Source organism: Catenulispora rubra (genome assembly GCF_015356825.1).
Classification (GTDB): Bacteria; Actinomycetota; Actinomycetes; order Streptomycetales; family Catenulisporaceae; genus Catenulispora; species Catenulispora rubra.
In genome coordinates this window covers 1-23837 of record NZ_JAACYW010000173.1, presented here as the reverse complement: position 1 = coordinate 23837, position 23837 = coordinate 1, and the positions used below count along the sequence as shown (strand labels likewise).

Annotated in this window: 21 protein-coding genes and 1 pseudogene; 17 read left to right on the top strand and 5 right to left on the bottom strand. The window is 69.7% G+C overall.

The features are described from left to right. The 5 genes and pseudogenes from GWK61_RS34890 to GWK61_RS34870 form a co-directional block, all read right to left on the bottom strand. A pseudogene (locus GWK61_RS34890) lies at nt 1–266 on the bottom strand (hypothetical protein); the annotation flags it as partial. 7 nt (nt 267–273) lie between these two features. Continuing rightward, on the bottom strand, nt 274–993 hold the full coding sequence (locus GWK61_RS34885) for an ABC transporter permease (protein WP_194915966.1): 720 nt from the start codon (nt 991–993) through the stop codon (nt 274–276). Between the two features lie 113 nt (nt 994–1106). Beyond that, complete coding sequence (locus GWK61_RS34880) at nt 1107–2033, bottom strand: ABC transporter ATP-binding protein (protein ID WP_194915965.1); 927 nt, start codon at nt 2031–2033, stop codon at nt 1107–1109. A 70-nt stretch (nt 2034–2103) separates the two neighbouring features. Next, on the bottom strand, nt 2104–2742 hold the full coding sequence (locus GWK61_RS34875) for a hypothetical protein (protein WP_194915964.1): 639 nt from the start codon (nt 2740–2742) through the stop codon (nt 2104–2106). A 128-nt stretch (nt 2743–2870) separates the two neighbouring features. After that, nucleotides 2871–3902: a LacI family DNA-binding transcriptional regulator gene (locus GWK61_RS34870; RefSeq protein WP_194915963.1), complete on the bottom strand. Its 1032-nt coding sequence runs from the start codon at nt 3900–3902 to the stop codon at nt 2871–2873. A gap of 184 nt (nt 3903–4086) precedes the next feature. On the opposite strand from GWK61_RS34870, the gene GWK61_RS34865 reads away from it, so the two are divergent. The 17 genes from GWK61_RS34865 to GWK61_RS34785 all read left to right on the top strand — a co-directional run bounded on the left by GWK61_RS34865 (nt 4087) and on the right by GWK61_RS34785 (nt 23131). Beyond that, entirely contained in the window at nt 4087–5385 is a 1299-nt protein-coding gene (locus GWK61_RS34865) for an ABC transporter substrate-binding protein (protein ID WP_194915962.1), read from the top strand. Between the two features lie 42 nt (nt 5386–5427). Then, entirely contained in the window at nt 5428–6309 is an 882-nt protein-coding gene (locus GWK61_RS34860) for a carbohydrate ABC transporter permease (RefSeq protein WP_194915961.1), read from the top strand. Nucleotides 6310–6413: 104 nt separating this feature from the next. Next, nucleotides 6414–7247, top strand: a complete 834-nt coding sequence (locus GWK61_RS34855; protein WP_438939798.1) for a carbohydrate ABC transporter permease — start codon at nt 6414–6416, stop codon at nt 7245–7247. A gap of 69 nt (nt 7248–7316) precedes the next feature. Continuing rightward, nucleotides 7317–8660 (top strand): glycoside hydrolase 5 family protein, encoded by a 1344-nt coding sequence (locus tag GWK61_RS34850; RefSeq protein WP_228563447.1) that lies wholly within the window; start codon nt 7317–7319, stop codon nt 8658–8660. Between the two features lie 4 nt (nt 8661–8664). Further along, on the top strand, nt 8665–11700 hold the full coding sequence (locus tag GWK61_RS34845; RefSeq protein WP_194915959.1) for an alpha-mannosidase: 3036 nt from the start codon (nt 8665–8667) through the stop codon (nt 11698–11700). Nucleotides 11701–11703: 3 nt separating this feature from the next. Next, nucleotides 11704–12714 (top strand): L-glyceraldehyde 3-phosphate reductase, encoded by a 1011-nt coding sequence (gene mgrA, locus GWK61_RS34840; protein WP_194915958.1) that lies wholly within the window; start codon nt 11704–11706, stop codon nt 12712–12714. Between the two features lie 138 nt (nt 12715–12852). After that, nucleotides 12853–13767: an ROK family protein gene (locus GWK61_RS34835; RefSeq protein WP_194915957.1), complete on the top strand. Its 915-nt coding sequence runs from the start codon at nt 12853–12855 to the stop codon at nt 13765–13767. Nucleotides 13768–14047: 280 nt separating this feature from the next. Then, on the top strand, nt 14048–14800 hold the full coding sequence (locus tag GWK61_RS34830; protein ID WP_194915956.1) for a helix-turn-helix transcriptional regulator: 753 nt from the start codon (nt 14048–14050) through the stop codon (nt 14798–14800). Next, nucleotides 14797–16209, top strand: a complete 1413-nt coding sequence (gene sufB / locus GWK61_RS34825; protein ID WP_194915955.1) for a Fe-S cluster assembly protein SufB — start codon at nt 14797–14799, stop codon at nt 16207–16209. The genes GWK61_RS34830 and sufB overlap by 4 nt, the downstream gene beginning before the upstream one ends. 61 nt (nt 16210–16270) lie before the next feature. Beyond that, nucleotides 16271–17494, top strand: a complete 1224-nt coding sequence (sufD, locus tag GWK61_RS34820; protein ID WP_194915954.1) for a Fe-S cluster assembly protein SufD — start codon at nt 16271–16273, stop codon at nt 17492–17494. Continuing rightward, nucleotides 17491–17817: a non-heme iron oxygenase ferredoxin subunit gene (locus GWK61_RS34815; RefSeq protein WP_194915953.1), complete on the top strand. Its 327-nt coding sequence runs from the start codon at nt 17491–17493 to the stop codon at nt 17815–17817. Before sufD ends, GWK61_RS34815 begins: the two co-directional genes overlap by 4 nt. 7 nt (nt 17818–17824) lie before the next feature. Beyond that, the gene (gene sufC / locus GWK61_RS34810) at nt 17825–18583 is read left to right on the top strand and encodes a Fe-S cluster assembly ATPase SufC (RefSeq protein ID WP_194915952.1); all 759 of its coding nucleotides are present in this window, start codon (nt 17825–17827) and stop codon (nt 18581–18583) included. 5 nt (nt 18584–18588) lie between these two features. Further along, entirely contained in the window at nt 18589–19860 is a 1272-nt protein-coding gene (locus GWK61_RS34805; RefSeq protein ID WP_194915951.1) for a cysteine desulfurase, read from the top strand. Between the two features lie 21 nt (nt 19861–19881). Then, nucleotides 19882–20370, top strand: a complete 489-nt coding sequence (sufU, locus tag GWK61_RS34800; RefSeq protein WP_194915950.1) for a Fe-S cluster assembly sulfur transfer protein SufU — start codon at nt 19882–19884, stop codon at nt 20368–20370. Beyond that, entirely contained in the window at nt 20367–20690 is a 324-nt protein-coding gene (locus tag GWK61_RS34795; protein ID WP_194915949.1) for a metal-sulfur cluster assembly factor, read from the top strand. Before sufU ends, GWK61_RS34795 begins: the two co-directional genes overlap by 4 nt. Nucleotides 20691–20911: 221 nt before the next feature. After that, nucleotides 20912–21439, top strand: coding sequence for an NUDIX hydrolase (locus GWK61_RS34790; protein ID WP_194915948.1), 528 nt, complete (start codon nt 20912–20914; stop codon nt 21437–21439). 93 nt (nt 21440–21532) lie between these two features. Next, a complete protein-coding gene (locus tag GWK61_RS34785) occupies nt 21533–23131 on the top strand; it encodes an ABC-F family ATP-binding cassette domain-containing protein (protein ID WP_194915947.1) in 1599 nt (532 codons plus the stop codon). The last annotated feature ends 706 nt before the right edge of the window (nt 23132–23837 follow it).

Sequence of the window (23837 nt, the reverse complement as noted above, 5' to 3'; positions counted from 1 at the left end):
GCTGCGGGGCGCGAGGCGGCGGCCGACGGCTCGCCGGGCGCCGGGGCCGGAGCGGCGGTCTCGGCGGCGAGGTCGGCGGGGGTCGCGGTGCGCGAGGTGCTCGCTGGCTCGGCGGTCGCGGACTCGGCCGGAGCTGCGGCGGCGCTCGGGGTGTCGGTCGTGCCGGCGGCGGAGTCGGCACCGGCATGCTCGGCCTGAGCCGGCACCTTCGCCTCGCCGGCCGGAGCCGTGCTGCCGGCCGGGGCGTCCCCGGCGGTCTGCGTCATCGTCCTGCTACTCCCACTTGAAGGTGCGGGCGGCCACCGCGATCGCGGCCACGGCCCACGCGGCGAGGATACCGACGTTCGCCCAGGGCAGCGTGGCGCCGTGCTGGAGCACGTCGCGCAGGCCGTTGGTGAGGGCGCTGATCGGGAGGGCGTCGAGCACGTGGCGGACGCCCGACGGGAACTTGGACAGCGGGATGATCACTCCGCCGCCGGCCAGCAGGAGCAGGAACACGAAGTTCGCAAGGCCCAGCGTTGCCTCGGCGCGCAGGGTGCCGGCCATGAGCATGGCCAGGCCCGCGAAGGTGCCGGTGGCCAGGACGATAAGGACCGCCACCGCGAGCGGGTTGCCGTGCGGCTTCCAGCCCATGGCCAGGGCGATCGCCGAGAGCAGGGCGATCTGGATCACCTCGACGCACAGCACGCACAGCGCCTTGGCCACGATCAGCCCCCAGCGCGGCAGCGGCGTGGCGCCCATGCGCTTGAGCACGCCGTAGCGGCGCTCGAAGCCGGTGGCGATGGCCAGGCCGGTGAACGCCGTCGACAGCACCGCCGCGCCGAACAGGCCCGGGGCGTAGAAGTCGATGCGCTTGCCCGGGCCGGTGGTCGCGACCAGGGACTCGCCGGAGAACAGGACCATCATCAGGGCCGGGATCACTATGGTCAGCAGCAGCTGCTCGGGGTTGCGGAGCATCAGGCGGACCTCGTGCGCGGCCTGCGCGAGGATCATGCGGGAGGCCGGGGCGGCGCCCGGCTTCGGCGTGAAGCTCAGGGCCGCGGCCCGGCGCGCGCCGCTCTTGGCGCCGGTGTCGTCGGCCGTGTCGTCGGCGGAGGCGGTGGTCGTCAACGGAGGTCCCGTCCGGTGAGATCGAGGAAGACGTCTTCGAGGGTACGGCGTCCCACGCTCAGTCCCTGCGGCATCACGTCCTTGGCGGCGCACCACGCGGTCACCTTCGCCAATACGGTGGGGGTGATGTCCCCGGCCACGGTGTAGCCGCCGGGCGGCTGCTCGACGGCGGTCAGGCCGGCCGGCAGCGTGGCCAGCAGCCCGGCCAGGTCCAGGCCGGGCGGTGCGGTGAAGCGGATCGCGGTGTCCGCGGTGCCGTTCGCCGCGGCCAGCGCCGCCGGGGTGTCGTGCGCGATCACCCGGCCGGAGTCCACGATCGCCACCGTGTCGGCCAGCCGTTCGGCCTCGTCCAGCAGGTGCGTGGTGAGCACCACGGTGACGCCGTCGCGCCGCAGCTGCTCGATCAGCTCCCAGGTGGCGTGCCGGGCCTGCACGTCCAGCCCGGCCGTGGGCTCGTCCAGGAACACCAGCTCCGGCCGCCCGACCACGGCCAGGGCCAGCGAGAGCCGCTGCTGCTGGCCGCCGGACAGCCGCCGGAAGGTGGTCCGGCCGGCCGAGCCCAGGCCCAGGCGCTCGATCAGCGCGTCGGTGTCCAGGGGGTTCGCGTAGAGCTTCGCGGTGTGCTTGAGCATCTCCGCGGCGCGCACGCTGGGATAGATGCCGCCGGACTGCAGCATCACGCCGATCCGCGGCCGCAGCCGCTCGCCCTGGGCGACCGGGTCCAGCCCGAGCACGCGGACGGTGCCGCCGTCGGGCCGGCGGTACCCCTCGCAGCACTCGATCGTCGAGGTCTTCCCGGCCCCGTTCGGGCCGAGCACGGCGGTGATGGTCCCGGTCTGCACGCGCAGGTCCAGGCCGTCCACCGCGGTCTTGGCGCCGTACCTCTTGACCAGGCCGGTCACTTCTACGGCTGGTTGTCCCATAGCGGTGATTCTACGAAGCCGACCTCTGGTGCTTCGTGCCGGGTCTTGCTGTTATCCGCGCCACACGTGCTCAGTGCCCCGGCCGCTTGATCGGGTTGGAGGTCGGCAGGTCGAGCTCCACGACCTCGAACTCCTCCAGCGAGATCAGCTGGACACCCTCCTTCATCTGCTCGAACGCCGCCTTGCGGATCGCTGCCTGCGGGCCGCGCGAGGCCGCGAGGGTGTCCATGTCGCTGAAGATGGTGCTCACGCCGGCCATGTTGTGGGCCCGGTCCAGGAGCAGGCTCGCGCCCTGGAAGCCGTCGAGTTCCTGCAGCCGGGGCAGGCCGACCTCCTTGAAGGCCTGGATGATCGTGTCGGCCATGGCCGGGGCGTACGCCATCCGCTGGAGCCGGAAGCCGCCGCTGGTCGCCGAGGCCGGCCGGGTGTAGGCCGCGGCCTCCAGGTCGACGGTCGTGATCGTCGAGACGAACCGGGCCAGCATGTCGGTGCGGCGGTCGCGCAGCTGCTCGTCGCTGTCCTTGAGCGTCTGTTCGGTCTCCCACCAGGAGCCGGTGAGGATCTTGCCGAGGGTCCGGTCGGCGAAGATCCCGATGCCGTCGAAGCCGGGCTGCTCGGCCATCATCCCGGGGACCGCCTTGGCGATCACGTCCAGGGCGGGGCCGACGTCCGCCGGATCGGCGGTGATGTAGAGGCTGCGGACGAACATAGTCGTCCTCCCATCCGCGTGTTTTCCATCAGACCAGTACGAGCGGGGTGATAGGGCAAGCGGGGTGGGCTGTTCGTGGGAAGTGACCGGCTGTTACTGAACCGGTTCATGGAGATCGCTGAACCGGTTCATGGACGGTGGTCGCTGTAAGGAGCGCGCGTGCTCTCCCGCACCGTCAGCCGGGGCGTGGGGCCCTGCACGTCGCGCACCGAGCCGGGCTCGTCGATCGCGGCCAGCAGCATCGCCGCGACCTGCCCGCCGAGCGCGAACGTGTCGCGGTGCAGCGCGGTGATCCCCGGGTGCACGATGCGGGTGAGCAGCGAGTCCTCGAAGGAGACCACTGACAGGCCGGCCGGCACGGCCACCCCCATCTCGGCGGCCACGGCCAGGCCGGCGACCGCCATCACGTCCGAGTCGAAGATCAGGGCGCTGGGCCGCTCCGGGCTGCTCAGCAGCGCGCGGGTGGCCGAGGCGCCCTGGGCGTCGCTGAAGTCGGTGGGGACCGAGACCGCGTCCGCCAGGTGCAGGCGGCGGGCCGCGTCCTTCAGCGCCCGGATGCGGCGGCGGGTGTGGTGGAACGCCTCGTCGCCGGCGACGTGCGCGATGCGCCGGTGGCCCAGCGCGGCCAGGTAGTCGACCAGGGACAGCATCGCCTCGCGGTCGTCGGCCCACAGGCTCGGCAGCGTGCCGTGGCCGCCGGGGCCGCCGATCACCACCGCCGGGACGCCGAGGTCCTCCAGCACCGGCACGCGCTTGTCGCGGTGCTGCAGGTCGACCAGCACGAACCCGTCCACGTGCCGCTCGGAGGTCCAGCGCCGGTAGACCTCGATCTCGGCCGCGGTGTCCTCGACGATCATCAGGTGCAGGGCCACCGAGCGCGCCGACAGCCCGGCCTGCAGCCCGGCCAGCAGCAGGCCGAAGAACGGCTCGGCGCCGATGGTCTGCGCCGGCCGCGCGACCACCAGCCCGACGGCGTCGGCGCGGGCGCCGCCGAGCGCGCGCGCCGCCTTGTGCGGCCGCCAGTTCATCTCCGAGGCCACCCGAAGGATGCGCTCGCGGGTGGCGGGACTTACGCCGGGGCGGTCGTTCAGCGCGAACGACACGGCGCTCTTCGACACCCCCGCGCTGCGGGCGATGTCGTCGATCGTGGGCCTGGTCACGGTTCGGTATCCCTTCCCCGGCGAGGGCTGTCTCGCCCCTTGACACCCCGGATGTCGCAGAGCATAGTCCCTTTCCACTAGAGCGGTTTAGTAAAACTCTCGTGAACGAGAGAGCAGTCCTCGAACGCACCCAGCACCGTCCCCAAACACCGATCCCTCACACGGAAAGCCGGGAGTCATGAGCATGCGCAGGACCACAGCGGTATCCGCCATAGCCGTCGCCGCGACGCTGCTGGCCGGCTGCGGCGTCGGAAGCAAGTCCTCGTCCGCGGACGCGAACAAGACCGTCGCCACCACGGCCGCGCTGTCGGGCGGCATCACGTTCCAGACCTGGTCGCTGAAGAACGACAAGTTCACGCCGTACTTCACCAAGCTGATCGCCGACTTCAAGGCCGCGCACCCGGGCACCGACGTCAACTGGATCGACCAGCCCGGCGACGGCTACCCGACCAAGGTGGCCAGCCAGGTCTCCACCGGCAGCCTGCCCGACGTGATCAACCTGCCGCCGGACATCGCGCACGCCGTGGCCAAGACCGGCAACCTGCTGGACCTGAAGCAGAACGTCCCGACGCTGGCGACGGACTACGTCAAGAGCGGCCTGTCCGCCTACAACTACCAGGACATCTCCGGCGGCTCCCAGGACTTCGGCTTCCCGTGGTACCTCGGCACGGACGTCAGCTACTGGAACAAGACGATGATGGCCAAGGACGGCCTGGACGCGAGCAACCCGCCGAAGACCTTCGACGACCTGGTCGCGCAGGCCAAGACCATGCACGACAAGTCCGGCGGCAAGGACTACCTGATGTCCCGCGCGCCGGGGCTGTCCGACATCGCCAACACCGGCACCAAGCTGCTCACGACCGACGGCACGAAGTTCGCCTTCAACACCGCGCCGGCCGAGGCGATGCTGGACAAGTACACCGCCGCCTACAAGGCCGGGTACCTCCCGTCGAACGTCCTGGACAACAGCTATGAGGGCAACTCCGCGCTGTTCAGCAAGCAGCAGGCGGCCTGGACCACCGGCGGCGGCAACCTGATCACCAGCCTGAAGCAGGACAACCCGACGCTGGCCCCGAACGTGGTCCCGTCCCCGGCGCTGGACACCGCGCCGCTGTACGTGCAGGGCCTGTCGGTCGCCAGCAAGAGCAAGAACCTGCCGCTGGCGCTGGCCTTCGCCGAGTACGTGACGAACAACGAGAACCAGGTCTCCTTCATCAAGCTGGCCCCGGGCTTCCTGCCGGGCTCGGCCGCCTCGGCCGACGACCCGCAGTACAGCAAGAGCGACGGCACGACGCAGGGCGACGCCTCGGTGATCGCGTACAAGGACATGCAGACCGCGGTGAACTTCACACCGCCGATCTGGACCGACGCGATGAACACGATCCTGAACCAGGAGATCGCCAAGGCGATGACCGGCAAGGAGAGCTCCAAGCAGGCCCTGGACAACACGGTGAACCAGGCGAACGCGCTGCTCACGCAGTGACGTGTGTCCCGTAGGCCTGAGTAGGAAGCAGCGAGGAAACCGATGAGGTCCCACCGGTTCTACACCCCATGGCTGTTGATGCTGCCGGCGCTGGTATGGCTCGCGCTGTTCAGCGTGTGGCCGGCGATCAACACCGTCACGTTGTCGTTCACCAACGTGCACCAGCTCACCGGTGGGCACTTCATCGGTCTCAAGAACTACTGGCTCCTGTGGCACGACCCGCACATCCGGGACGCGGTGCTCAACACCATCGTCTTCATGGTGATCTGCGTCCCGCTGCTCACCCTGCTCCCGCTGCTGCTGGCCATGCTGGTGCAGCGGAACATCCGCGGCATCGCCTTCTTCCGGACCGCCTTCTACTTCCCGGTCATCGCCTCGGCCGTGACCGTGGCCCTGATCTGGAAGTGGATGCTCGACGACCGCGGTCTGTTCAACAACCTTCTTCAGACCATGGGGTTCGTCCACAAGACCGTCCCGTTCCTCACCGACCGGTGGCTGCTGCTGCTCAGCGCCATCGCGCTGACGGTGTGGAAGGGGCTGGGCTACTACATGCTCCTGTACATGTCCGCGCTGGGCAGCGTGCGGCGGGAGCTGCACGAGGCGGCCGCCGTGGACGGCGCCGGGTCCGTGCGCCGGTTCTGGAGCGTCACCGTCCCCGGGGTGCGCGGCACCATGATCCTGATCTCGGTGCTGATCGCGGTGAACGCGATGCGGGTGTTCAGCGAGCTCTACATCCTCGGCGGCGCGACCGGCGGCGTCGGGGGCCAGGACGTGTCGATCGTGATGCTGGTGCAGCAGGCCGCCTCCGGCAGCGACGGCCGGCTCGGCTACGCCAGCGCGATCAGCGTGTTCCTGTTCTTCCTCACCGCGATCCCGCTGCTGTTCCTGACCCGCCTGAACAACAGCAACCAGGAGGAGTCGTGACCGCGACCACCGCCGAGGACAGCCGCGAGCGCGAGACGCGCGGGAAGCGGCCGGCGCGCCGCGGCACCGCCGTCCGGAACCCGGACCGCAAGGGGCGCTCGCCCATCTTCGACGCCCCGACGCCGCACGGCCTGGTCCTGCGCTACACCGCGCTGGTCATCGTGCTGCTGGTCTCCATCGGCCCGATGCTGTGGGAGCTGTCGACCTCGCTGAAGAGCAAGGCCGAGGACGTCTACACGCAGAACATCCAGCTGCTGCCGCACCACCCGACGCTCGGCAACTACGGCGAGGTGCAGAACACCATCCCGGTGTGGCACTTCGCGCTGAACTCGCTGACCGTGGCCGCGATCAACGTCACCGGCAACGTCCTCGGCGCCACGCTGGCCGGCTACGTGCTGGCCCGGCTCAAGTTCAAGGGCCGCAAGCTGCTGCTCGGGGTGTTCGTCGCGACGCTGATCCTGCCGGCCGAGGTGACGATCATCTCCAAGTTCCAGATGATCACCAGCATGGGCCTGGGCGACTCGATCCTCGGGGTCTGCCTGCCGGACATGATCGCCATGACCAACGTGCTGCTGATGCGCAACGCGTTCATGGCGCTGCCCAAGGAGGTCGAGGAGGCCGCGATCATCGACGGCGCCACCGTCCTGCAGCGCATGCGCTACGTCGGCCTGCCGTCGGTCAAGGGCACGCTGAGCGTGATCTCGATCTTCGCCTTCATCGGGGCCTGGGACGACTTCCTGTGGCCGCTGCTGGTGTTGCAGAGCCCGAACAAGCTCACCCTCACCGTCGGCCTGTCCTACCTGAACGGCCAGTGGTCGCACGACCCGCGCACCATCGCCGCCGGAACCATGATGGCGCTGCTGCCGATCCTCGCGCTGTTCCTGATCTTGCAACGGTACTTCTTCAGAGGTGTCGCGGAGGGCGCCATCAAGGGGTGACGCCCGCCAGGTCCGAAGACATCTGATTTGCCACCGCACGCCCCGCACACACGAGGACCCGCTCCGGCCATGACCGCAGTTCCGCCCCGTCCGCCGTCCCCGCAGCCCCCGACAACGCACGCGCAACCGACGCGCACCCAGCAGACACACACGCAGGCGACACACACCCAGCCGACACCCCGCTTCGGCGTCAACTACACCCCCAGCGTCGGCTGGTTCCACCACTGGCTCGACTTCGACCTGGACGAGGTGCGCGCCGACCTGGACTCGATCGCCGGACTCGGCCTGGACCACGTGCGGGTCTTCCCGCTGTGGCCGGTGTTCCAGCCCAACCGGACGCTGATCCGCCCGCGCGCCGTCGAGCAGCTGGTCGCGCTCGCCGACGCCGCCGCCGAGCGCGGGCTGGACGTCAACGTCGACGGCCTGCAGGGCCACCTGTCCAGCTTCGACTTCCAGCCGGCCTGGGTCAGCACCTGGCACCGCCGGAACATGTTCACCGACCCCGACGTGGTCGCCGGCGAGGCCGAGTACCTGCGCACCCTGGCCTCGGCGCTGGCCGACCGCCCGAACTTCATCGGCATGACGCTCGGCAACGAGACCAACCAGTTCTCCGGCGACCCGCATCCGGATCCGGACCGCATCACCCCGGCGCAGGCCGCCGCCTGGCTGGACCGGCTGCTCGCGGCCTGCGAGGAGGGCGCGCCGGGCAAGCTGCACCTGCACTGCTCCTACGACGCCGCCTGGTACCTCGACGACCACCCCTTCACCCCGGGGCACGCCGCACGTCAGGGGGCCGCGACCGCGATCCACTCCTGGGTCTTCAACGGCACGCAGCAGCGCTACGGCACGGACTCCACGGCCGTGGCGCATCACGCCGAGTACATGATCGAGCTGTCGAAGGCCTGGGCCACCGAGGCGCACCGGCCGGTGTGGCTCCAGGAGGTCGGCGCCCCGCAGCCGCACATCCCGGCCGACAAAGCCGCCGATTTCACCCGGGCCACGGTAGCGAACGCGCTTGACTGCCCGGACCTGTGGGGCGTCACGTGGTGGTGCTCGCACGACGTGAGCAAGGACCTGGCCGACTTCCCCGAGCTCGAATACCGCCTCGGGTTGCTCACCAATTCCCGCGAGCCCAAGCCGGCCGGACTGGAGCTGGCGAAGATCGTCGGCGAGGTCCGGGAGCACTGGGCGCCGCCCGCGCCGCGGGCCGTCGGCCTGGTCGTGGACCTGCCCGAGGAGGTCACGGCGCGGGCCACATGCGGTCCCGGCGGACGCTACTACGAAGCCTTCATGCATTTATTAGCAGAAGGTGCGCGGCCCACAGCTGTACTGGCCGGGCTCGCGGGGGATAAGAATCACTTGACTGCGCGCGGCATCACCGAGGTGCTGGCCGTCGAGGACGTTTGGAGCTAAAGCGATGCACGATAACCGGTCCTTGGTGGAACACCGCCTGAAGCGCGTCCTGGAGGAGCGCATCACCCCGGCGATCTACCCGGAGTCGGTGCCGTTGACGGGGTCGATCTGGGTCGCCCCCGGCGAGCCGGTGCCGGTGGCCGAAGGCCTGGCCGCGCCGCGCGAGCCGGTCGCGGTCGGCGACCGCTGGGGCGCGCCGTGGGGGACGAGCTGGCTGACGGTCGCCGGGACGGTGCCCGCCGCGTGGGCGGGCAGGACCGTCGAGGCGATCATCGACCTCGGATTCGACAAGAACATGCCCGGCTTCCAGTGCGAGGGGCTGGTCTACCGGCCCGACGGCTCGCCGGTGAAGGGCCTGAACCCGCGCAACCAGTGGGTGCGCGTGGTGGACCGGGCGGCCGGCGGCGAGGACGTGCTGCTGCACGTCGAGGCGGCCTCGAACCCGGTGATCCTGGACTACCACCCCTTCCTGCCGACGCTGCTCGGCGAGAAGGAGACGGCCGGCGACGAGCCGCAGTACCGGCTGGAGAAGCTGGAGCTGGCGGTCTTCGACGAGACGGTGTGGAACCTGGTCGCCGACCTGGAGGTGCTCGGCGAGCTGATGGCCGAGCTGCCCGAGGACTCGGCGCGGCGCTACGAGATCGTGCAGGCCGTGGAACGCGCGCTGGACGCCGTCGACCTGCAGAACGTGAACGCCACCGCGGCCGCCGCGCGCGAGCGGCTGGCCGAGGTGCTGGCCAAGCCGGCCGTGCCCTCGGCGCACAAGATCTCCGCGGTGGGCCACGCGCACATCGACTCGGCGTGGCTGTGGCCGCTGCGGGAGACGGTCCGCAAGGTCGCCCGCACCACCGCGAACATGACCAACCTGTTGGACTCAGAGCCCGAGTTCATCTACACGATGTCCCAGGCCGCGCAGTACGACTTCATCAAGACCCACCGCCCCGAGGTCTACGAGAAGGTCAAGAAGGCGGTGGCCGACGGCCGCTTCGTGCCGGCCGGCGGCATGTGGGTGGAGTCGGACACGAACATGCCCGGCTCGGAGGCGATGGCCCGGCAGTTCGTGCACGGCAAGCGCTTCTTCCTGGACGAGTTCGGCGTCGAGAACGACGAGGCCTGGCTGCCGGACACCTTCGGCTTCGCCGGCGGCCTGCCGCAGATCATCAAGGCCGCGGGCTCGAAGTGGCTGCTGACCCAGAAGATCTCCTGGAGCCAGGTCAACAAGTTCCCGCACCACACCTTCCTGTGGGAGGGCATCGACGGCACCCGGATCTTCACGCACTTCCCGCCGATCGACACCTACAACTGCTCGATGAAGGGCAGCGAGATCGCGCACGCCGCGCGCAACTTCAAGGACAAGGGCCGCGCCTCGGTGTCGCTGGCCCCGACCGGCTGGGGCGACGGCGGCGGCGGGACCACGCGCGAGATGGTCGCCAAGGCCCGGCGGATGAAGGACCTGGAGGGGTCGGCGAAGGTCGCGTGGGAGAAGCCCGCCGACTTCTTCGCAAAGGCCGAGGCCGAGTACAAGAACCCGCCGGTGTGGGTGGGGGAGCTCTACCTGGAGCTGCACCGGGCCACGCTGACCAGCCAGGCCGGGACCAAGCAGGGGAACCGCTGGAGCGAGCAGCTGCTGCGGGAGGCCGAGCTGTGGGCCGCGACCGCGGCGGTGCGGAACGGCTTCGAGTACCCCTACGCCGCGCTGGACCGGATCTGGAAGACGGTGCTGCTGCACCAGTTCCACGACATCCTGCCGGGGTCGTCGATCGCGTGGGTGCACCGCGAGGCGGAGAAGACCTACAAGGCGGTGGCCGACGAGCTCGAGAAGGTCGTCTGGGACGCGTTGGGCGAGCTGGCAGGAAAGGGCGACCGCGAGGTCGTGTTCAACGCCGCGCCGCACGGGCGGTGGGAGATTCCCGCCGGCGGCGCCCGAATCGTCATCGCCGAGCCCGACGTCCGGGTGGCGCCGACGGCCCGCGAGGGCGGCGGGTTCGTCCTGGACAACGGCGTGGTGCGGGCCGAGATCGACGGGCGCGGCCTGCTGGTGTCGGTGGTCGACGTCGAGAGCGGCCGGGAGACCTTGGTCCCCGGTTCCCCGGCCAACCTGCTGCAGATCCACCCCGATTTCCCGAACATGTGGGATGCCTGGGACGTCGACGAGTTCTACCGCAACACGGTCACCGACCTGACCGAGGTCGACGAGCTCCAGGCTCTGTCCGGCGGGGTGCGGGTCACCAGGAGTTTCGGAGCCTCACGTGTGGTCCAGCGGCTGTCGCTGGCTCCCGGTTCGAAGCGGCTGGACATCACCACCGAGGTCGACTGGCACGAGACCGAGAAATTCCTCAAGCTGGCCTTCCCGTTGGACGTCCACGCGGATCGCTACGCCTCGGAGACCCAGTTCGGCCACATCTTCCGTCCGACCCACACCAACACCTCGTGGGAGGCGGCGAAGTTCGAGGCCTGCAACCACAAGTTCGTGCACTTCGAGGAGCCGGGCTGGGGGGTGGCGCTGATCAGCGCCTCGACCTACGGCCACGACGTGACGCGCACGGTCCGCGCGGACGGCGGCACCACCACGACCGCGCGGATCTCGCTGCTGCGCGCGCCGCGGTTCCCCGACCCCGAGACCGACCAGGGCAAGCACTCCTTCCACCACTCGCTGGTGCCGGGCGCGTCGATCGGCGACGCGGTGCGTGAGGGCTACGCGCTCCCCACGACCAGCCGCGGGGTGGAGGGCGGCGAGCGCGATGTCGCCCCGCTGTTCACCATCGACGACGACGCCGTCGTGGCCTCCGCGATCAAGCTCGCCGACGACCGCAGCGGCGACGTGATCCTCCGGGTCTACGAATCGCACGGCGGCCGGGCCTCGGCGCGCGTCACGCCGGGCTTCGGTTTCTCGGGCTTTGAGATCTGCGATTTGCTTGAGCGGCCGATCACCCGAGAGGGTGTGAGCGTGGCCACAGACAACGACGGACTCCGCCTGGATCTGCGGCCGTTCCAGCTCGTCACGCTCCGCTTCGCCCGCACGACCGGTTCGGAGGCCTGAACCATGAACGTCCTTCCCCCGTACGCCGCCGACCCGGACCGCTACGACGACCGGATGCCCTACCGGCGCAGCGGCCTGAGCGGGCTGAAGCTGCCGCTGGTCTCGCTCGGGCTGTGGCACAACTTCGGCGACGGCAAGCCGATCGAGGACCAGCGCGCGGTGCTGCGCCGGGCCTTCGACCTCGGCGTGACGCACTTCGACCTGGCGAACAACTACGGGCCGCCCTACGGCTCGGCCGAGACCAACTTCGGGCACGTGTTCGCGCAGGACTTCCGGCCGTACCGGGACGAGCTGGTGATCTCCACCAAGGCCGGGTACGACATGTGGCCCGGGCCGTACGGCGAGTGGGGCTCGCGCAAGTACCTGCTGGCCTCGCTCGACCAGTCGCTGACCCGGATGGGCCTGGACTACGTCGACATCTTCTACTCGCACCGCTTCGACCCGGAGACTCCGCTGGAGGAGACGATGGGCGCGCTGGCCTCGGCGGCGCAGCAGGGGAAGGCGCTCTACGTCGGCATCTCCTCCTACAGCTCCGAGCAGACCCGCGAGGCCGCGGCGCTGCTGCGCGGCATGGGCGTGCGGGCGCTGATCCACCAGCCCTCGTACTCGATCCTGAACCGCTGGATCGAGGAGGACTCGCTGCTCGACGCCACCGCCGAGACCGGGATGGGCTGCATCGCGTTCAGCCCGCTGCAGCAGGGGCTGCTGACCTCGCGCTACCTGGACGGGACCATCCCGGCCGGCTCGCGGGCGTCGATCGGCCGCTTCCTGTCCAAGGACAACCTGACGCCGGAGGTGCTGACCAAGCTGCGCGGCCTCAACGAGCTGGCCGGCAAGCGCGGGCAGAGCCTGGCGCAGATGGCCACGCAGTGGGTGGTCCGCGACCCGCGGATGACCTCGGCGCTGATCGGCGCCTCGTCGGTGGCGCAGCTGGAGGAGAACGTGGCCGCGGTGTCGGGGCCGGAGTTCACCGCCGAGGAACTGGCCGCCATCGACGAGCTGGCGCTGGGCTAGCCTTCGGGCCGAGACCTCAGCGGTTTTGCAAGCCGCCGCCGAGCCGGGGATCCTGAGCCCCCGGCTCGGCGGTTCGTCCGTCCAAGTGGGCGATCCATCCCACTGGGCAAAACGTTTTCCCGACCCACCGGAGGAAGTGTGTACGCGGCCATCGACATCGGCGGCACCAAGATCGCGGCAGGCCTGGTCGACGCCGCGGGCGAGCTGCTGGCCCGGCACGAGCGGCCGACTCCCGCCACCGAGCCGATGACGGCGGTCGAGGACCTCCTGGCGGCCCTCATGGCGGAGCCCGCGTGGGCCCAGGCCGTGGCCGTGGGCATCGGCAGCGCCGGCCCCATCGACGCCGCCAAGGGCACCGTCAGCCCCCTGAACATCCACGCCTGGCGGGACTTCCCGCTGGCGGCCCGGGTCGCGGACCGCACCGGCCTGCCGGTCACCCTGGCCGGCGACGGCGTCGCCATGGCCGCCGGCGAGCACTGGCGCGGCGCCGCGAAGGGCCGCGAGAACGTGCTGTGCATGGTGGTCTCCACCGGCGTCGGCGGCGGCCTCATCCTCGGCGGCCGGCTGCGTCCGGGCCCGAGCGGCAACGCCGGCCACGTCGGCCACATCTGCGTGGAGCTGGACGGCCCGCCGTGCCCGTGCGGCGCCCGCGGCTGTGTCGAGGTGATCGCCAGCGGTACCGCGATCGCCGCGCGCGCGGTCAGCGAAGGTTGGCAGCGCCCCAGCGGCGGCGCCGCGTCGGAGGCCACGGCTGCCGAGGTGGCGGACTCGGCACGCGCCGGCGACCCGATCGCCCTGGCCTCGTTCGACCGCTCGGCCAAGGCCCTCGCCGCAGCCATCGCCGGCACCGCCGCGCTGGTCGACATGGAGGCGGCGGTGATCGGCGGCGGCGTGGCGAAGTCAGGGGACCTGCTGTTCGGGCCGCTGCGCGAGCACCTGAAGGAGTACGCGCGGCTGTCGTTCACGCGCGACGTGACGGTGCACCCGGCGGCGCTCGGCGGGGACGCGGGACTGATCGGGGCGGCGGCTTTGGTGCGGGACGTGGAGGTCTGAGGCCGAGCGAACTCGGCGAACTCAGCGAACCCAGGGACCTCATAGCCGCCGTCGGTTTCCGGGACCGCCCCGCGGTGCATTGAGGTGAGCCGCGGGATCGGGACCGGCTGGTCGAGCCCCGCGCTGCCGCTTCCGAAGCCCGGGCGTAGGCTCGCCGCGAGGCGTCTTCGTCCGAGCTCCGCTCCGAGCCGCCGCGCGCGCGTGAATTTGGTCACATCCCCGTGACTTATTAGGTCCCCCTTACTTGGTACCGGGGAACGAATAAAGGCACACTGGTGTTGTGGAAAGCGTGCCGAACCCGAGCGTGAGTGCGTCGTCGTCCGCCGACGACGTTTCTGACGTGCACGTCGGCACGCGCAACCGGGTCGCCCGCAGCATCCTGGCCAACGGGCCCTCGACCGCGGTGGACCTCGGCAAGCGGCTCAAGATGACGCCCGCCGGCGTGCGGCGTCACCTGGATGCGCTGTTGGCCGAGAACCTTGTCGAGGCGCGGCAGCAGCGGACGTACGGGCAGCGGGGACGCGGCCGGCCGGCCAAGGTCTTCGCGCTCACCGATCGCGGCCGGGGTGTTTTTTACCAGGCGTACGACCAACTGGCCGTCGACGCGCTGAAGTTCCTCGCCGACAGTGCGGGGTCCGTGGCGGTCGAGGCGTTCGCGCGCAAGCGTGTGGCGGAGCTGGCCGACCGGTTCCGGGAGCGGATGGAATCCGTGCCCGCCGAGGAGCGGCCCGCGCTGTTGGCGAAGCTCCTCACCGAGGACGGCTACGCGGCCGGCCTGCGGGAGACCGGCAACGCGCCCGCCGCCGGCGAGCAGCTGTGCCAGCACCACTGCCCGGTGGCGCACGTCGCCGAGCAGTTCCCCCAGCTGTGCGAGGCGGAGACCGAGGTCTTCGCCGAGCTGCTGGGCACTCATGTCCAACGACTCGCGACCATCGCCCACGGCGACGGCGTGTGCACCACCTTCATCCCGATGACCGTCTCAGCCACCGGGACCAGCAAGAGCACCGAGGTTTCCGGAAGGGTTCCGCTATGACCACCACCTCGCACGAGCAGCTCGAAGGCCTCGGCACCTACGAGTACGGCTGGGCCGACTCCGACGTCGCCGGGTCCACGGCGCGCCGCGGCCTGAACGAGGACGTCGTCCGCGACATCTCCGCGAAGAAGAGCGAGCCGGAGTGGATGCTCGAGATGCGGCTGCGCGGCCTGCGGCTGTTCGAGAAGAAGCCGATGCCGGTGTGGGGCGCGGACCTCGGCGGGATCGACTTCGACAACATCAAGTACTTCGTGCGCTCCACCGAGAAGCAGGCCGAGTCCTGGGACGACCTGCCGGCGGACATCAAGAACACCTACGACAAGCTGGGGATCCCGGAGGCCGAGAAGCAGCGGCTGATCTCCGGTGTGGCGGCGCAGTACGAGTCCGAGGTCGTCTACCACCAGATCAACAAGGAGCTGGAGGAGCAGGGTGTCATCTTCCTCGACACCGACACCGCTCTGAAGGAGCACCCGGAGCTGTTCCGCGAGCACTTCGCGACCGTGATCCCCACCGGCGACAACAAGTTCTCCGCGCTGAACACCGCGGTGTGGTCCGGCGGGTCGTTCATCTACGTCCCCAAGGGCGTGCACGTCCAGATCCCGCTCCAGGCCTACTTCCGCATCAACACCGAGAACATGGGCCAGTTCGAGCGGACGCTGATCATCGCCGACGAGGACTCCTACGTCCACTACGTCGAGGGCTGCACCGCGCCGATCTACTCCTCGGACTCGCTGCACTCGGCGGTCGTGGAGATCGTGGTGAAGAAGAACGCCCGCGTGCGCTACACCACCATCCAGAACTGGTCGAACAACGTCTACAACCTGGTCACCAAGCGTGCCGCCGCGCAGGCCGGCGCGACCATGGAGTGGATCGACGGCAACATCGGCTCCAAGGTCACCATGAAGTACCCGGCCGTCTGGCTGCTCGGCGAGCACGCCAAGGGCGAGACGCTGTCCGTCGCCTTCGCCGGCGAGGGCCAGCACCAGGACGCCGGCGCCAAGATGGTGCACGCCGCCCCGCACACCTCCTCGACCATCATCTCCAAGTCGGTGGCCCGCGGCGGCGGCCGCACCTCCTACCGCGGCCTGGTCCAGGTGCAGGAGGGCGCGCACCACAGCAAGTCCACCGTGAAGTGCGACGCGCTGCTGGTCGACACCATCTCCCGCTCGGACACCTACCCCTACGTGGACGTCCGCGAGGACGACGTGTCCATGGGCCACGAGGCGACCGTCTCCAAGGTCAGCGAGGACCAGCTGTTCTACCTGATGAGCCGCGGGATGACCGAGGACGAGGCGATGGCGATGATCGTGCGCGGCTTCGTCGAGCCGATCGCCCGCGAGCTGCCGATGGAGTACGCGCTGGAGCTCAACCGGCTGATCGAGCTGCAGATGGAGGGCGCGGTCGGCTGACGCCCCCCGCTCCATCAGAACAGACCTCTTACGAATCACTAGCCACGAGTACGGGACATCGATGTCTGATCCGCAGAACCAGGTTGGCTCCAAAACCGCCGCCGCCGTCACCGTGAACGAGCCCGGCGCGGGCAACCGCCTCGCCGGCCCGGGCACCGGCCGCGCCGTGAGCCAGCCGACCGACGCGCGCGTGGAGCGCCCCACGTCCTTCGACCCCGCGGACTTCCCGGCCCTGACCGGCCGCGAGGAGGACTGGCGCTTCACCCCGCTGAAACGGTTGCGCGGGCTGCACGAGTCCCCGGCCGCCGACGGCAAGGTCGCGGTCGACGTCGTGGCGAGCGAGCCGGTCGTGGTGGAGACCGTCGGCCGCGACGACTCCCGGCTCGGCAGGGCCGGCGCCCCGGTGGACCGCACCGCGGCGCTGGCGTGGGCCGGGTTCACCGAGGCCACCGTCATCACCATCCCGCAGGAGGCCGAGGTCGCCGAGCCGGTGCGCGTGACGTTCACCGGCACCGGCGGCACCGTGTTCGGCAACGTGCTGGTGGACGTGAAGCCGTTCGCCAAGGCCGTGGTGGTCCTGGACTACCAGGGCAGCGCGACCTACTCGGAGAACGTGCAGTTCCTGGTCGGCGACAGCGCCGACCTGACCGTCATCGCGCTGCAGGACTGGGCCGACGACGCCGTGCACCTGTCGCAGCAGCAGGCCCGGCTGGGCCGGGACGCGCGCCTGCAGTCCATCAACGTCAGCTTCGGCGGCGACCTGGTGCGGCTCACCCCGCGGGTGGCGTACACCGCGCCCGGCGGCGACGCCGAACTGCTCGGCGTGTACTTCGCCGACGCCGGCCAGCACCTGGAGGCCCGGCTGCTGGTCGACCACAGCGCCACGCACTGCAAGTCCCGCGTGACCTACAAGGGCGCGCTGCAGGGCAAGGACGCGCACACGGTCTGGGTCGGCGACGTGCTGATCCGCGCCGAGGCCGAGCAGACCGACACCTACGAGCTGAACCGCAACCTGGTCCTGACCGACGGGGCGCGCGCCGACTCGGTGCCGAACCTGGAGATCGAGACCGGCGAGATCGTCGGCGCCGGGCACGCCAGTGCGACCGGCCGCTTCGACGACGAGCAGCTGTTCTACCTGCAGGCCCGCGGCATCCGCGAGGACGAGGCCCGCCGCCTGGTGGTCCGCGGCTTCTTCGCCGACGTGATCGGCCGGATCGGCATCCCGGACGTCCAGGAGCGGCTGATGGCGAAGGTGGAGACCGAGCTCGCCGGAGCCGTCGGATGAGCCAGACCGACACCTGGACCCGCGTGTGCGGCGTCTCGGAGGTGACTCCGGACCAGCCCAAGGCGGTCGTGGCCGGCGACGTCCCGGTGGCCGTGGTGCTGCACGAGGGCGAGTTCTACGCGATCCACGACGTGTGCTCGCACGCCAACGTGGCCCTGTCCGAGGGCGAGGTCGTGGACTGCGAGATCGAGTGCTGGCTGCACGGCTCGATGTTCGACCTGAAGACCGGCAAGCCCTCCAGCCTGCCGGCCACCGAGCCGGTGCCGGTGTACCCCGTGAAGATCGAAGGCGATGACCTGTACGTCGCCGTCAAGGAGGCGTAGAGAAGTCATGGCGACTTTGGAAATCAAGGACCTGCACGTCACCGTCGAAGGAGAAGGCGGCCCGCGCGAGATCCTGCGCGGCGTCAACCTCACGGTCAAGGAGGGTGAGACGCACGCCATCATGGGCCCCAACGGCTCCGGCAAGTCCACCCTGGCCTACTCGATCGCCGGCCACCCGAAGTACACCATCACCTCGGGCACCGTCACCCTGGACGGCGAGGACGTCCTGGCGATGACCGTGGACGAGCGGGCGCGCGCCGGCATGTTCCTGGCCATGCAGTACCCGGTGGAGATCCCCGGCGTCACGGTCTCCAACTTCCTGCGCACCGCGGCCACCGCGATCCGCGGCGAGGCCCCGAAGCTGCGCACCTGGGTCAAGGAAGTCAACGGCGCCATGGAAGCCATCCAGATGGACAAGGCCATGGCCGAGCGCAACGTGAACGAGGGCTTCTCGGGCGGCGAGAAGAAGCGCCACGAGATCCTGCAGATGGAGCTCCTGAAGCCGAAGATCGCGATCCTCGACGAGACCGACTCCGGCCTGGACGTCGACGCGCTGAAGACCGTCTCCGAGGGTGTGAACCGGGTCCGCGAGTCCGGCGAGGTCGGCACGCTGCTGATCACGCACTACACGCGGATCCTGCGCTACATCAAGCCGGACTACGTCCACGTCTTCTCCGACGGCCGCATCGTGGAATCGGGTGGTCCGGAGCTGGCCGACAAGCTGGAATCTGAGGGCTACGAAAGCTACGCCAAGGCTGGAGCCTGATTGTCATGGGCACGAATGTGAATGTCACTGCCTCTCAGTTCCTTGACACGGATGCCATCCGCAAGGACTTCCCGATCCTGCAGCGCCTGGTGCACGGCGACAAGCCGCTGGTCTACCTGGACAATGCGGCGACCTCTCAGTCGCCTCAGCAGGTGATCGACACCATCGTCGAGTACTACTCGCTGCACAACGCCAACGTGCACCGCGGCATCCACGTGCTGGCCGAGGAGGCCACGGCGCTGTACGAGGGCGCCCGCGACAAGGTGGCGGCGTTCATCAACGCCCCGCGCGAGGAGGTCGTCTTCACGAAGAACTCCTCCGAGGCGCTGAACCTGGTGGCCAACGTGCTGGGCTGGGCCGGCGAGCCCTACGGCATCCGCCCCGGCGACGAGATCGTCATCTCGGAGATGGAGCACCACTCCAACATCGTGCCGTGGCAGCTCACCGCCGAGCGCATCGGCGCGAAGCTGCGCTGGTTCGGGATCACCGACGAGGGCCGGCTGGACCTGTCGAACCTGAACGAGCTGATCACCGAGCGCACCAAGGTGGTCTCGCTGGTCCACATCTCCAACATCCTCGGCACGGTCAACCCGGTCGAGACCATCGTCAAGCGCGCGCACGAGGTCGGCGCGCTGGTGGTCCTGGACGCCTCGCAGTCCGCGCCGCACCTGCCGCTGGACGTGCAGCGCCTGGGCGCCGACTTCGTCGCCTTCACCGGCCACAAGATGCTCGGCCCGACCGGCGTCGGCGTGCTGTGGGGCCGCCGGGACCTGCTGGAGGAGCTGCCGCCCTTCCTCGGCGGCGGCGAGATGATCCAGACCGTCACCATGGAGAAGTCCACGTACGCGGGCCTGCCGCACAAGTACGAGGCCGGCACCCCGCCGATCGCCGAGGTGATCGCGCTGGGCACCGCCGTGGACTACCTCAACAACGTCGGCATGGACAAGGTCGCCGCGCACGAGCACGCCATCACGGAGTACGCGCTCAAGCGCCTGCAGGAGGTCGAGGGGCTGCGGATCATCGGCCCGGCGACGAACGAGGACCGCGGCGCGGCCATCTCCTTCACGCTCGGCGACATCCACCCGCACGACGTGGGCCAGGTGCTCGACGAGCACGGCATCGCGGTGCGGGTCGGCCACCACTGCGCGCGGCCGGTCTGCGTGCGCTTCGGAATTCCCGCGACCACGCGGGCGTCGTTCTATCTGTACTCCACGCCGGCCGAGGTCGACGCCCTCGTTGAGGGTCTGGACCAGGTGAAGCGGTTCTTCGGAGTCTGAAAGCCGTAAGGGAGCCAGGAGATGCAGCTGGAATCGATGTACCAGGAGATCATCCTGGACCACTACCGCCACCCGCACCACAAGGGTCTGCGCGAGCCGTTCGCGACCCAGGTGCACCACGTCAACCCGACGTGCGGTGACGAGGTGACCATGCGCGTCGACCTCAATGGCGACGTGATCAGCGACATCTCCTACGAGTCCCAGGGCTGCTCGATCAGCCAGGCCTCGGCGTCGGTGATGGCGGACCTGCTCATCGGCAAGTCCGTCGAGCAGGCGCGCGAGGTGCAGGAGACCTTCCTGCAGCTGATGCAGTCCAAGCTGGACGGCCCGGAGTTCGCCGAGGAGCACGAGGAGGTGCTGGAGGACGCGGTGGCGTTCGCCGGCGTCGCCAAGTACCCGGGGCGCGTGAAGTGCGCGCTGCTGTCGTGGATGGCGTGGAAGGACGCGACCGCGCAGGCGCTGGAGTCTAACGGCAGTGTTGAACTTGAAGGCAAGGGTGTGAAGGCATGACTACGACCGAACTGGCGCCCGTCGAGGACGTCACCGAGGCGCTGCGCGACGTGGTGGACCCGGAGCTGGGGATCAACGTCGTTGATCTGGGACTGGTCTACGGGCTCACGGTCGACGACGCCAACATCGCCGTCATCGACATGACGCTCACCTCGGCGGCCTGTCCGCTGCAGGACGTCATCGAGGACCAGATGCGCATGGCCCTGGACGGCCTGGTCGCGGACTTCCGCGTGAACTGGGTGTGGATGCCGCCGTGGGGTCCGGACAAGATCACCGACGACGGCCGCGAGCAGCTGCGGGCCCTCGGGTTCAACGTCTGATATCAGCGAGCTGCGTTAACGGCGGGTAAAAACTGGCCGCCCGATTCTTCTGGAATCGGGCGGCTTTTTGCGGGTATCGCAGGCCATTCCTGCGCTGCCTTCTGCGGATGCATGTGCATTCGCAGGCGCGGAAGTCTTGCGTAAACGACGGTACGTGTGGGTAGGTTGGTACCTGTTACAAGTAACGAGATGGTCAAGACCCGCGTACTAAGGGGGAGCCTGTGTCCGGGATCCGGAAGGCGACTGACAAGGGCCGTGAGTCGTGCCTGCTCGCCGTGCACCTCATTCTCCAGCGGCCCGACGACGAGCGTGTGCTCCTGGGGCTGCGCAAGGGCGCGGTGTGGGGATCCGGGCGCTGGCACGTGCCCGCCGGCCACGTCGAGCCCGGCGAGGACGCCGTGCAGGCCCTGGTGCGCGAGGCGCGCGAGGAACTGGGCGTGCGCATCGACCCCGGCGACCTGGAGCACGCGGTCACGGTCCACCACCGCGAGGCCGACGGCGAGCCGCGCATGCAGCTCTTCTTCGCGGCCAGCCGCTGGTCCGGCGGTCCGGTGAACGCCGAGCCCACCAAGTGCGAGAAGCTCGGCTGGTACACGGTCGACGACCTGCCCTCGGCCACCGTCGGCTACACGCGCACGGCGCTGAGCTCGTGGCACGCGGGCCGCTCGTTCGCGGTCTGCTGGCGGGACAGCAAGCGCGTGGACCGGGGTCTGGGGTCGCGCCTGATCGCCGGCCTGCAGGCGATCTGAGTCACACATCGCCCCATCTAGAGGCGATTTGCTTCGGAGCAGCACGAAAACGCGTTCCGGAGTGGTGTCGTACGCACCGTAAAATGGTGCGTTGTGATCACCGCAACCGACGTCGAGCTCCGGGCCGGCAGCCGCATCCTGATCGAGAAGGCCTCCTTCCGAGTGGGTCCCGGCGACCGCATCGGCCTGGTCGGCCGCAACGGCGCCGGCAAGACCACGCTCACCAAGACCCTGGCCGGTGAGACCATCCCGGCCGCCGGCACCATCAGCCGCTCCGGTCCCGTCGGCTATCTCCCGCAGGACCCCCGCACCGGCGACATGGACGTGATCGCCCGCGACCGCATCCTCTCCGCCCGCGGTCTGGACGACATCCTGCGCCGCATGCGTGAGAACGAGAAGCGCATGGCCTCCCTCGACCCGGCCACCCACGACAAGGCGATGCGGCGCTACGCGCGGCTGGAGGACGAGTTCATCGCCGCCGGCGGCTACGCCGCCGAGTCCGAGGCCGCGACCATCGCCTCCGCGCTGGGCCTGCCGGACCGGGTGATGAACCAGCCCCTGCACACCCTCTCCGGCGGTCAGCGCCGGCGCGTCGAGCTGTCCCGGATCCTGTTCGGCGACAACGAGGTCCTGCTCCTCGACGAGCCGACCAACCACCTCGACGCCGACTCGATCGTGTGGCTGCGCGACTTCCTGAAGACCTACAAGGGCGGCTTCATCGTCATCTCCCACGACGTGAACCTGGTCGAATCCTGCGTGAACAAGGTCTTCCACCTCGACGCCAACCGCGCCGCCATCGACTACTACAACATGGGCTGGAAGCTCTACCTCAGGCAGCGCGAGGACGACGAGCGGCGCCGCAAGCGCGAGCGCGCCAACGTCGAGAAGAAGGCCGCGGTGCTGAACGCGCAGGCCGACAAGATGCGGGCCTCGGCGACCAAGACCGTCGCGGCGCAGAACATGGCCCGCCGCGCCAACCGGATGCTGGCCGGGCTGGAGGAGGTCCGCCAGTCGGACAAGGTGGCCAAGCTCCGCTTCCCGACCCCGGCCCCGTGCGGCAAGACCCCGATCATGGCCACCGGCCTGTCGAAGTCGTACGGCTCGCTGGAGGTCTTCACCGACGTCGACCTGGCCGTGGACCGCGGCTCCAAGGTGGTCATCCTCGGCCTGAACGGCGCCGGCAAGACCACGCTGCTGCGGCTGCTCGGCGGCGTCGAGCAGCCGGACACCGGCCAGGTCGAGGAGGGGCACGGCCTCAAGCTCGGCTACTACGCGCAGGAGCACGAGACCCTGGACCCGGAGCGCACGGTCCTGGAGAACATGCGCAGCGCGGCGCCGGACCTGGACCTGGTCTCGGTGCGCAAGACGCTGGGGTCGTTCCTGTTCTCCGGCGACGACGTGGACAAGCCGGCCGGTGTGCTGTCGGGCGGTGAGAAGACCCGGCTGGCGCTGGCCACGCTGGTGGTCTCGACGGCGAACGTGCTGCTGCTCGACGAGCCCACCAACAACCTGGACCCGGCCTCGCGCGCGGAGATCCTCGGCGCCCTCGGAACGTACGAGGGCGCTGTGATCATGGTGACCCACGATGAGGGCGCGGTGCAGGCGCTGAACCCGGAGCGGGTCATTCTGCTGCCGGACGGCGACGAGGACTTGTGGAGCGAGCAGTACCTGGATCTGGTGTCGCTGGCTTAGCGCGCGGCGGCGGGCTGCGCACCACCGCCAACCACGCAACGCGACGGGCAGGCGCCAGCCGAGCACGCGGTTCGCCGGATCCGAAGGACCATGCGGGGTGTTGGTTCTGGGTCCCTCGCCGCGTCGGCGGGCGCAGCCAACCTGGCCGGTCCGGTGGTGTCAAGCCGGGCGAAACCGGACCATAGCAGCAGCGATGCGGCTTTACACCACCGGACCGGGCTGGTTCCGTAAGGCGACGACGCGGCGAGGGACCCAGAACCCGGCGACCACAAGCGCGACCGCCGGCATGCAGCGCGACGCAGGCAACAGCGTGAAGGAAAGCCGAACAGTCGCGGGCCGCCGCCTCAAGCAGGTCGGGAGGGTCGCCCCTCGTCGAGGAGCGCCCGCCGGAGGCACCTTGCCTTTGATCTTGGGCGCCCATCAAACGCTGCCGCCGGCCGCCAGACCAAAGGTGTGCGCAGTGACTCGGACCTGCGCGCGGTCGTGCCCACCGATACCGCCAGCCGCCAGCGCACCGCCGCAGCGACTCGGACCTGCGCGCGGTCGTGGACACGAAAACCGGCGGCCGCCAGCGCGACTCGCAATGCTCAACCGAACTGCGTCCCCCCGCGAGGCCGTCAAACCATGTGCGAAGCCGTAAAAAGCCTCTAAAGCCACAAACTAAACCGCTGCGGCCCCCCCGACGTCCCGACGTCCCAACGCCCCC

What these genes read in the sequence shown, in the direction of transcription:
- GWK61_RS34885 (WP_194915966.1), bottom strand. Translation starts at nt 993, where the DNA reads ATGATCCTCGCGCAGGCCGCGCACGAGGTCCGCCTGATGCTCCGCAAC.
- GWK61_RS34880 (WP_194915965.1), bottom strand. Translation starts at nt 2,033, where the DNA reads ATGGGACAACCAGCCGTAGAAGTGACCGGCCTGGTCAAGAGGTACGGC.
- GWK61_RS34875 (WP_194915964.1), bottom strand. Translation starts at nt 2,742, where the DNA reads ATGTTCGTCCGCAGCCTCTACATCACCGCCGATCCGGCGGACGTCGGC.
- GWK61_RS34865 (WP_194915962.1), top strand. Translation starts at nt 4,087, where the DNA reads ATGCGCAGGACCACAGCGGTATCCGCCATAGCCGTCGCCGCGACGCTG.
- GWK61_RS34860 (WP_194915961.1), top strand. Translation starts at nt 5,428, where the DNA reads ATGAGGTCCCACCGGTTCTACACCCCATGGCTGTTGATGCTGCCGGCG.
- GWK61_RS34850 (WP_228563447.1), top strand. Translation starts at nt 7,317, where the DNA reads ATGACCGCAGTTCCGCCCCGTCCGCCGTCCCCGCAGCCCCCGACAACG.
- GWK61_RS34845 (WP_194915959.1), top strand. Translation starts at nt 8,665, where the DNA reads ATGCACGATAACCGGTCCTTGGTGGAACACCGCCTGAAGCGCGTCCTG.
- mgrA (WP_194915958.1), top strand. Translation starts at nt 11,704, where the DNA reads ATGAACGTCCTTCCCCCGTACGCCGCCGACCCGGACCGCTACGACGAC.
- sufB (WP_194915955.1), top strand. Translation starts at nt 14,797, where the DNA reads ATGACCACCACCTCGCACGAGCAGCTCGAAGGCCTCGGCACCTACGAG.
- sufD (WP_194915954.1), top strand. Translation starts at nt 16,271, where the DNA reads ATGTCTGATCCGCAGAACCAGGTTGGCTCCAAAACCGCCGCCGCCGTC.
- GWK61_RS34815 (WP_194915953.1), top strand. Translation starts at nt 17,491, where the DNA reads ATGAGCCAGACCGACACCTGGACCCGCGTGTGCGGCGTCTCGGAGGTG.
- sufC (WP_194915952.1), top strand. Translation starts at nt 17,825, where the DNA reads ATGGCGACTTTGGAAATCAAGGACCTGCACGTCACCGTCGAAGGAGAA.
- GWK61_RS34805 (WP_194915951.1), top strand. Translation starts at nt 18,589, where the DNA reads ATGGGCACGAATGTGAATGTCACTGCCTCTCAGTTCCTTGACACGGAT.
- sufU (WP_194915950.1), top strand. Translation starts at nt 19,882, where the DNA reads ATGCAGCTGGAATCGATGTACCAGGAGATCATCCTGGACCACTACCGC.
- GWK61_RS34795 (WP_194915949.1), top strand. Translation starts at nt 20,367, where the DNA reads ATGACTACGACCGAACTGGCGCCCGTCGAGGACGTCACCGAGGCGCTG.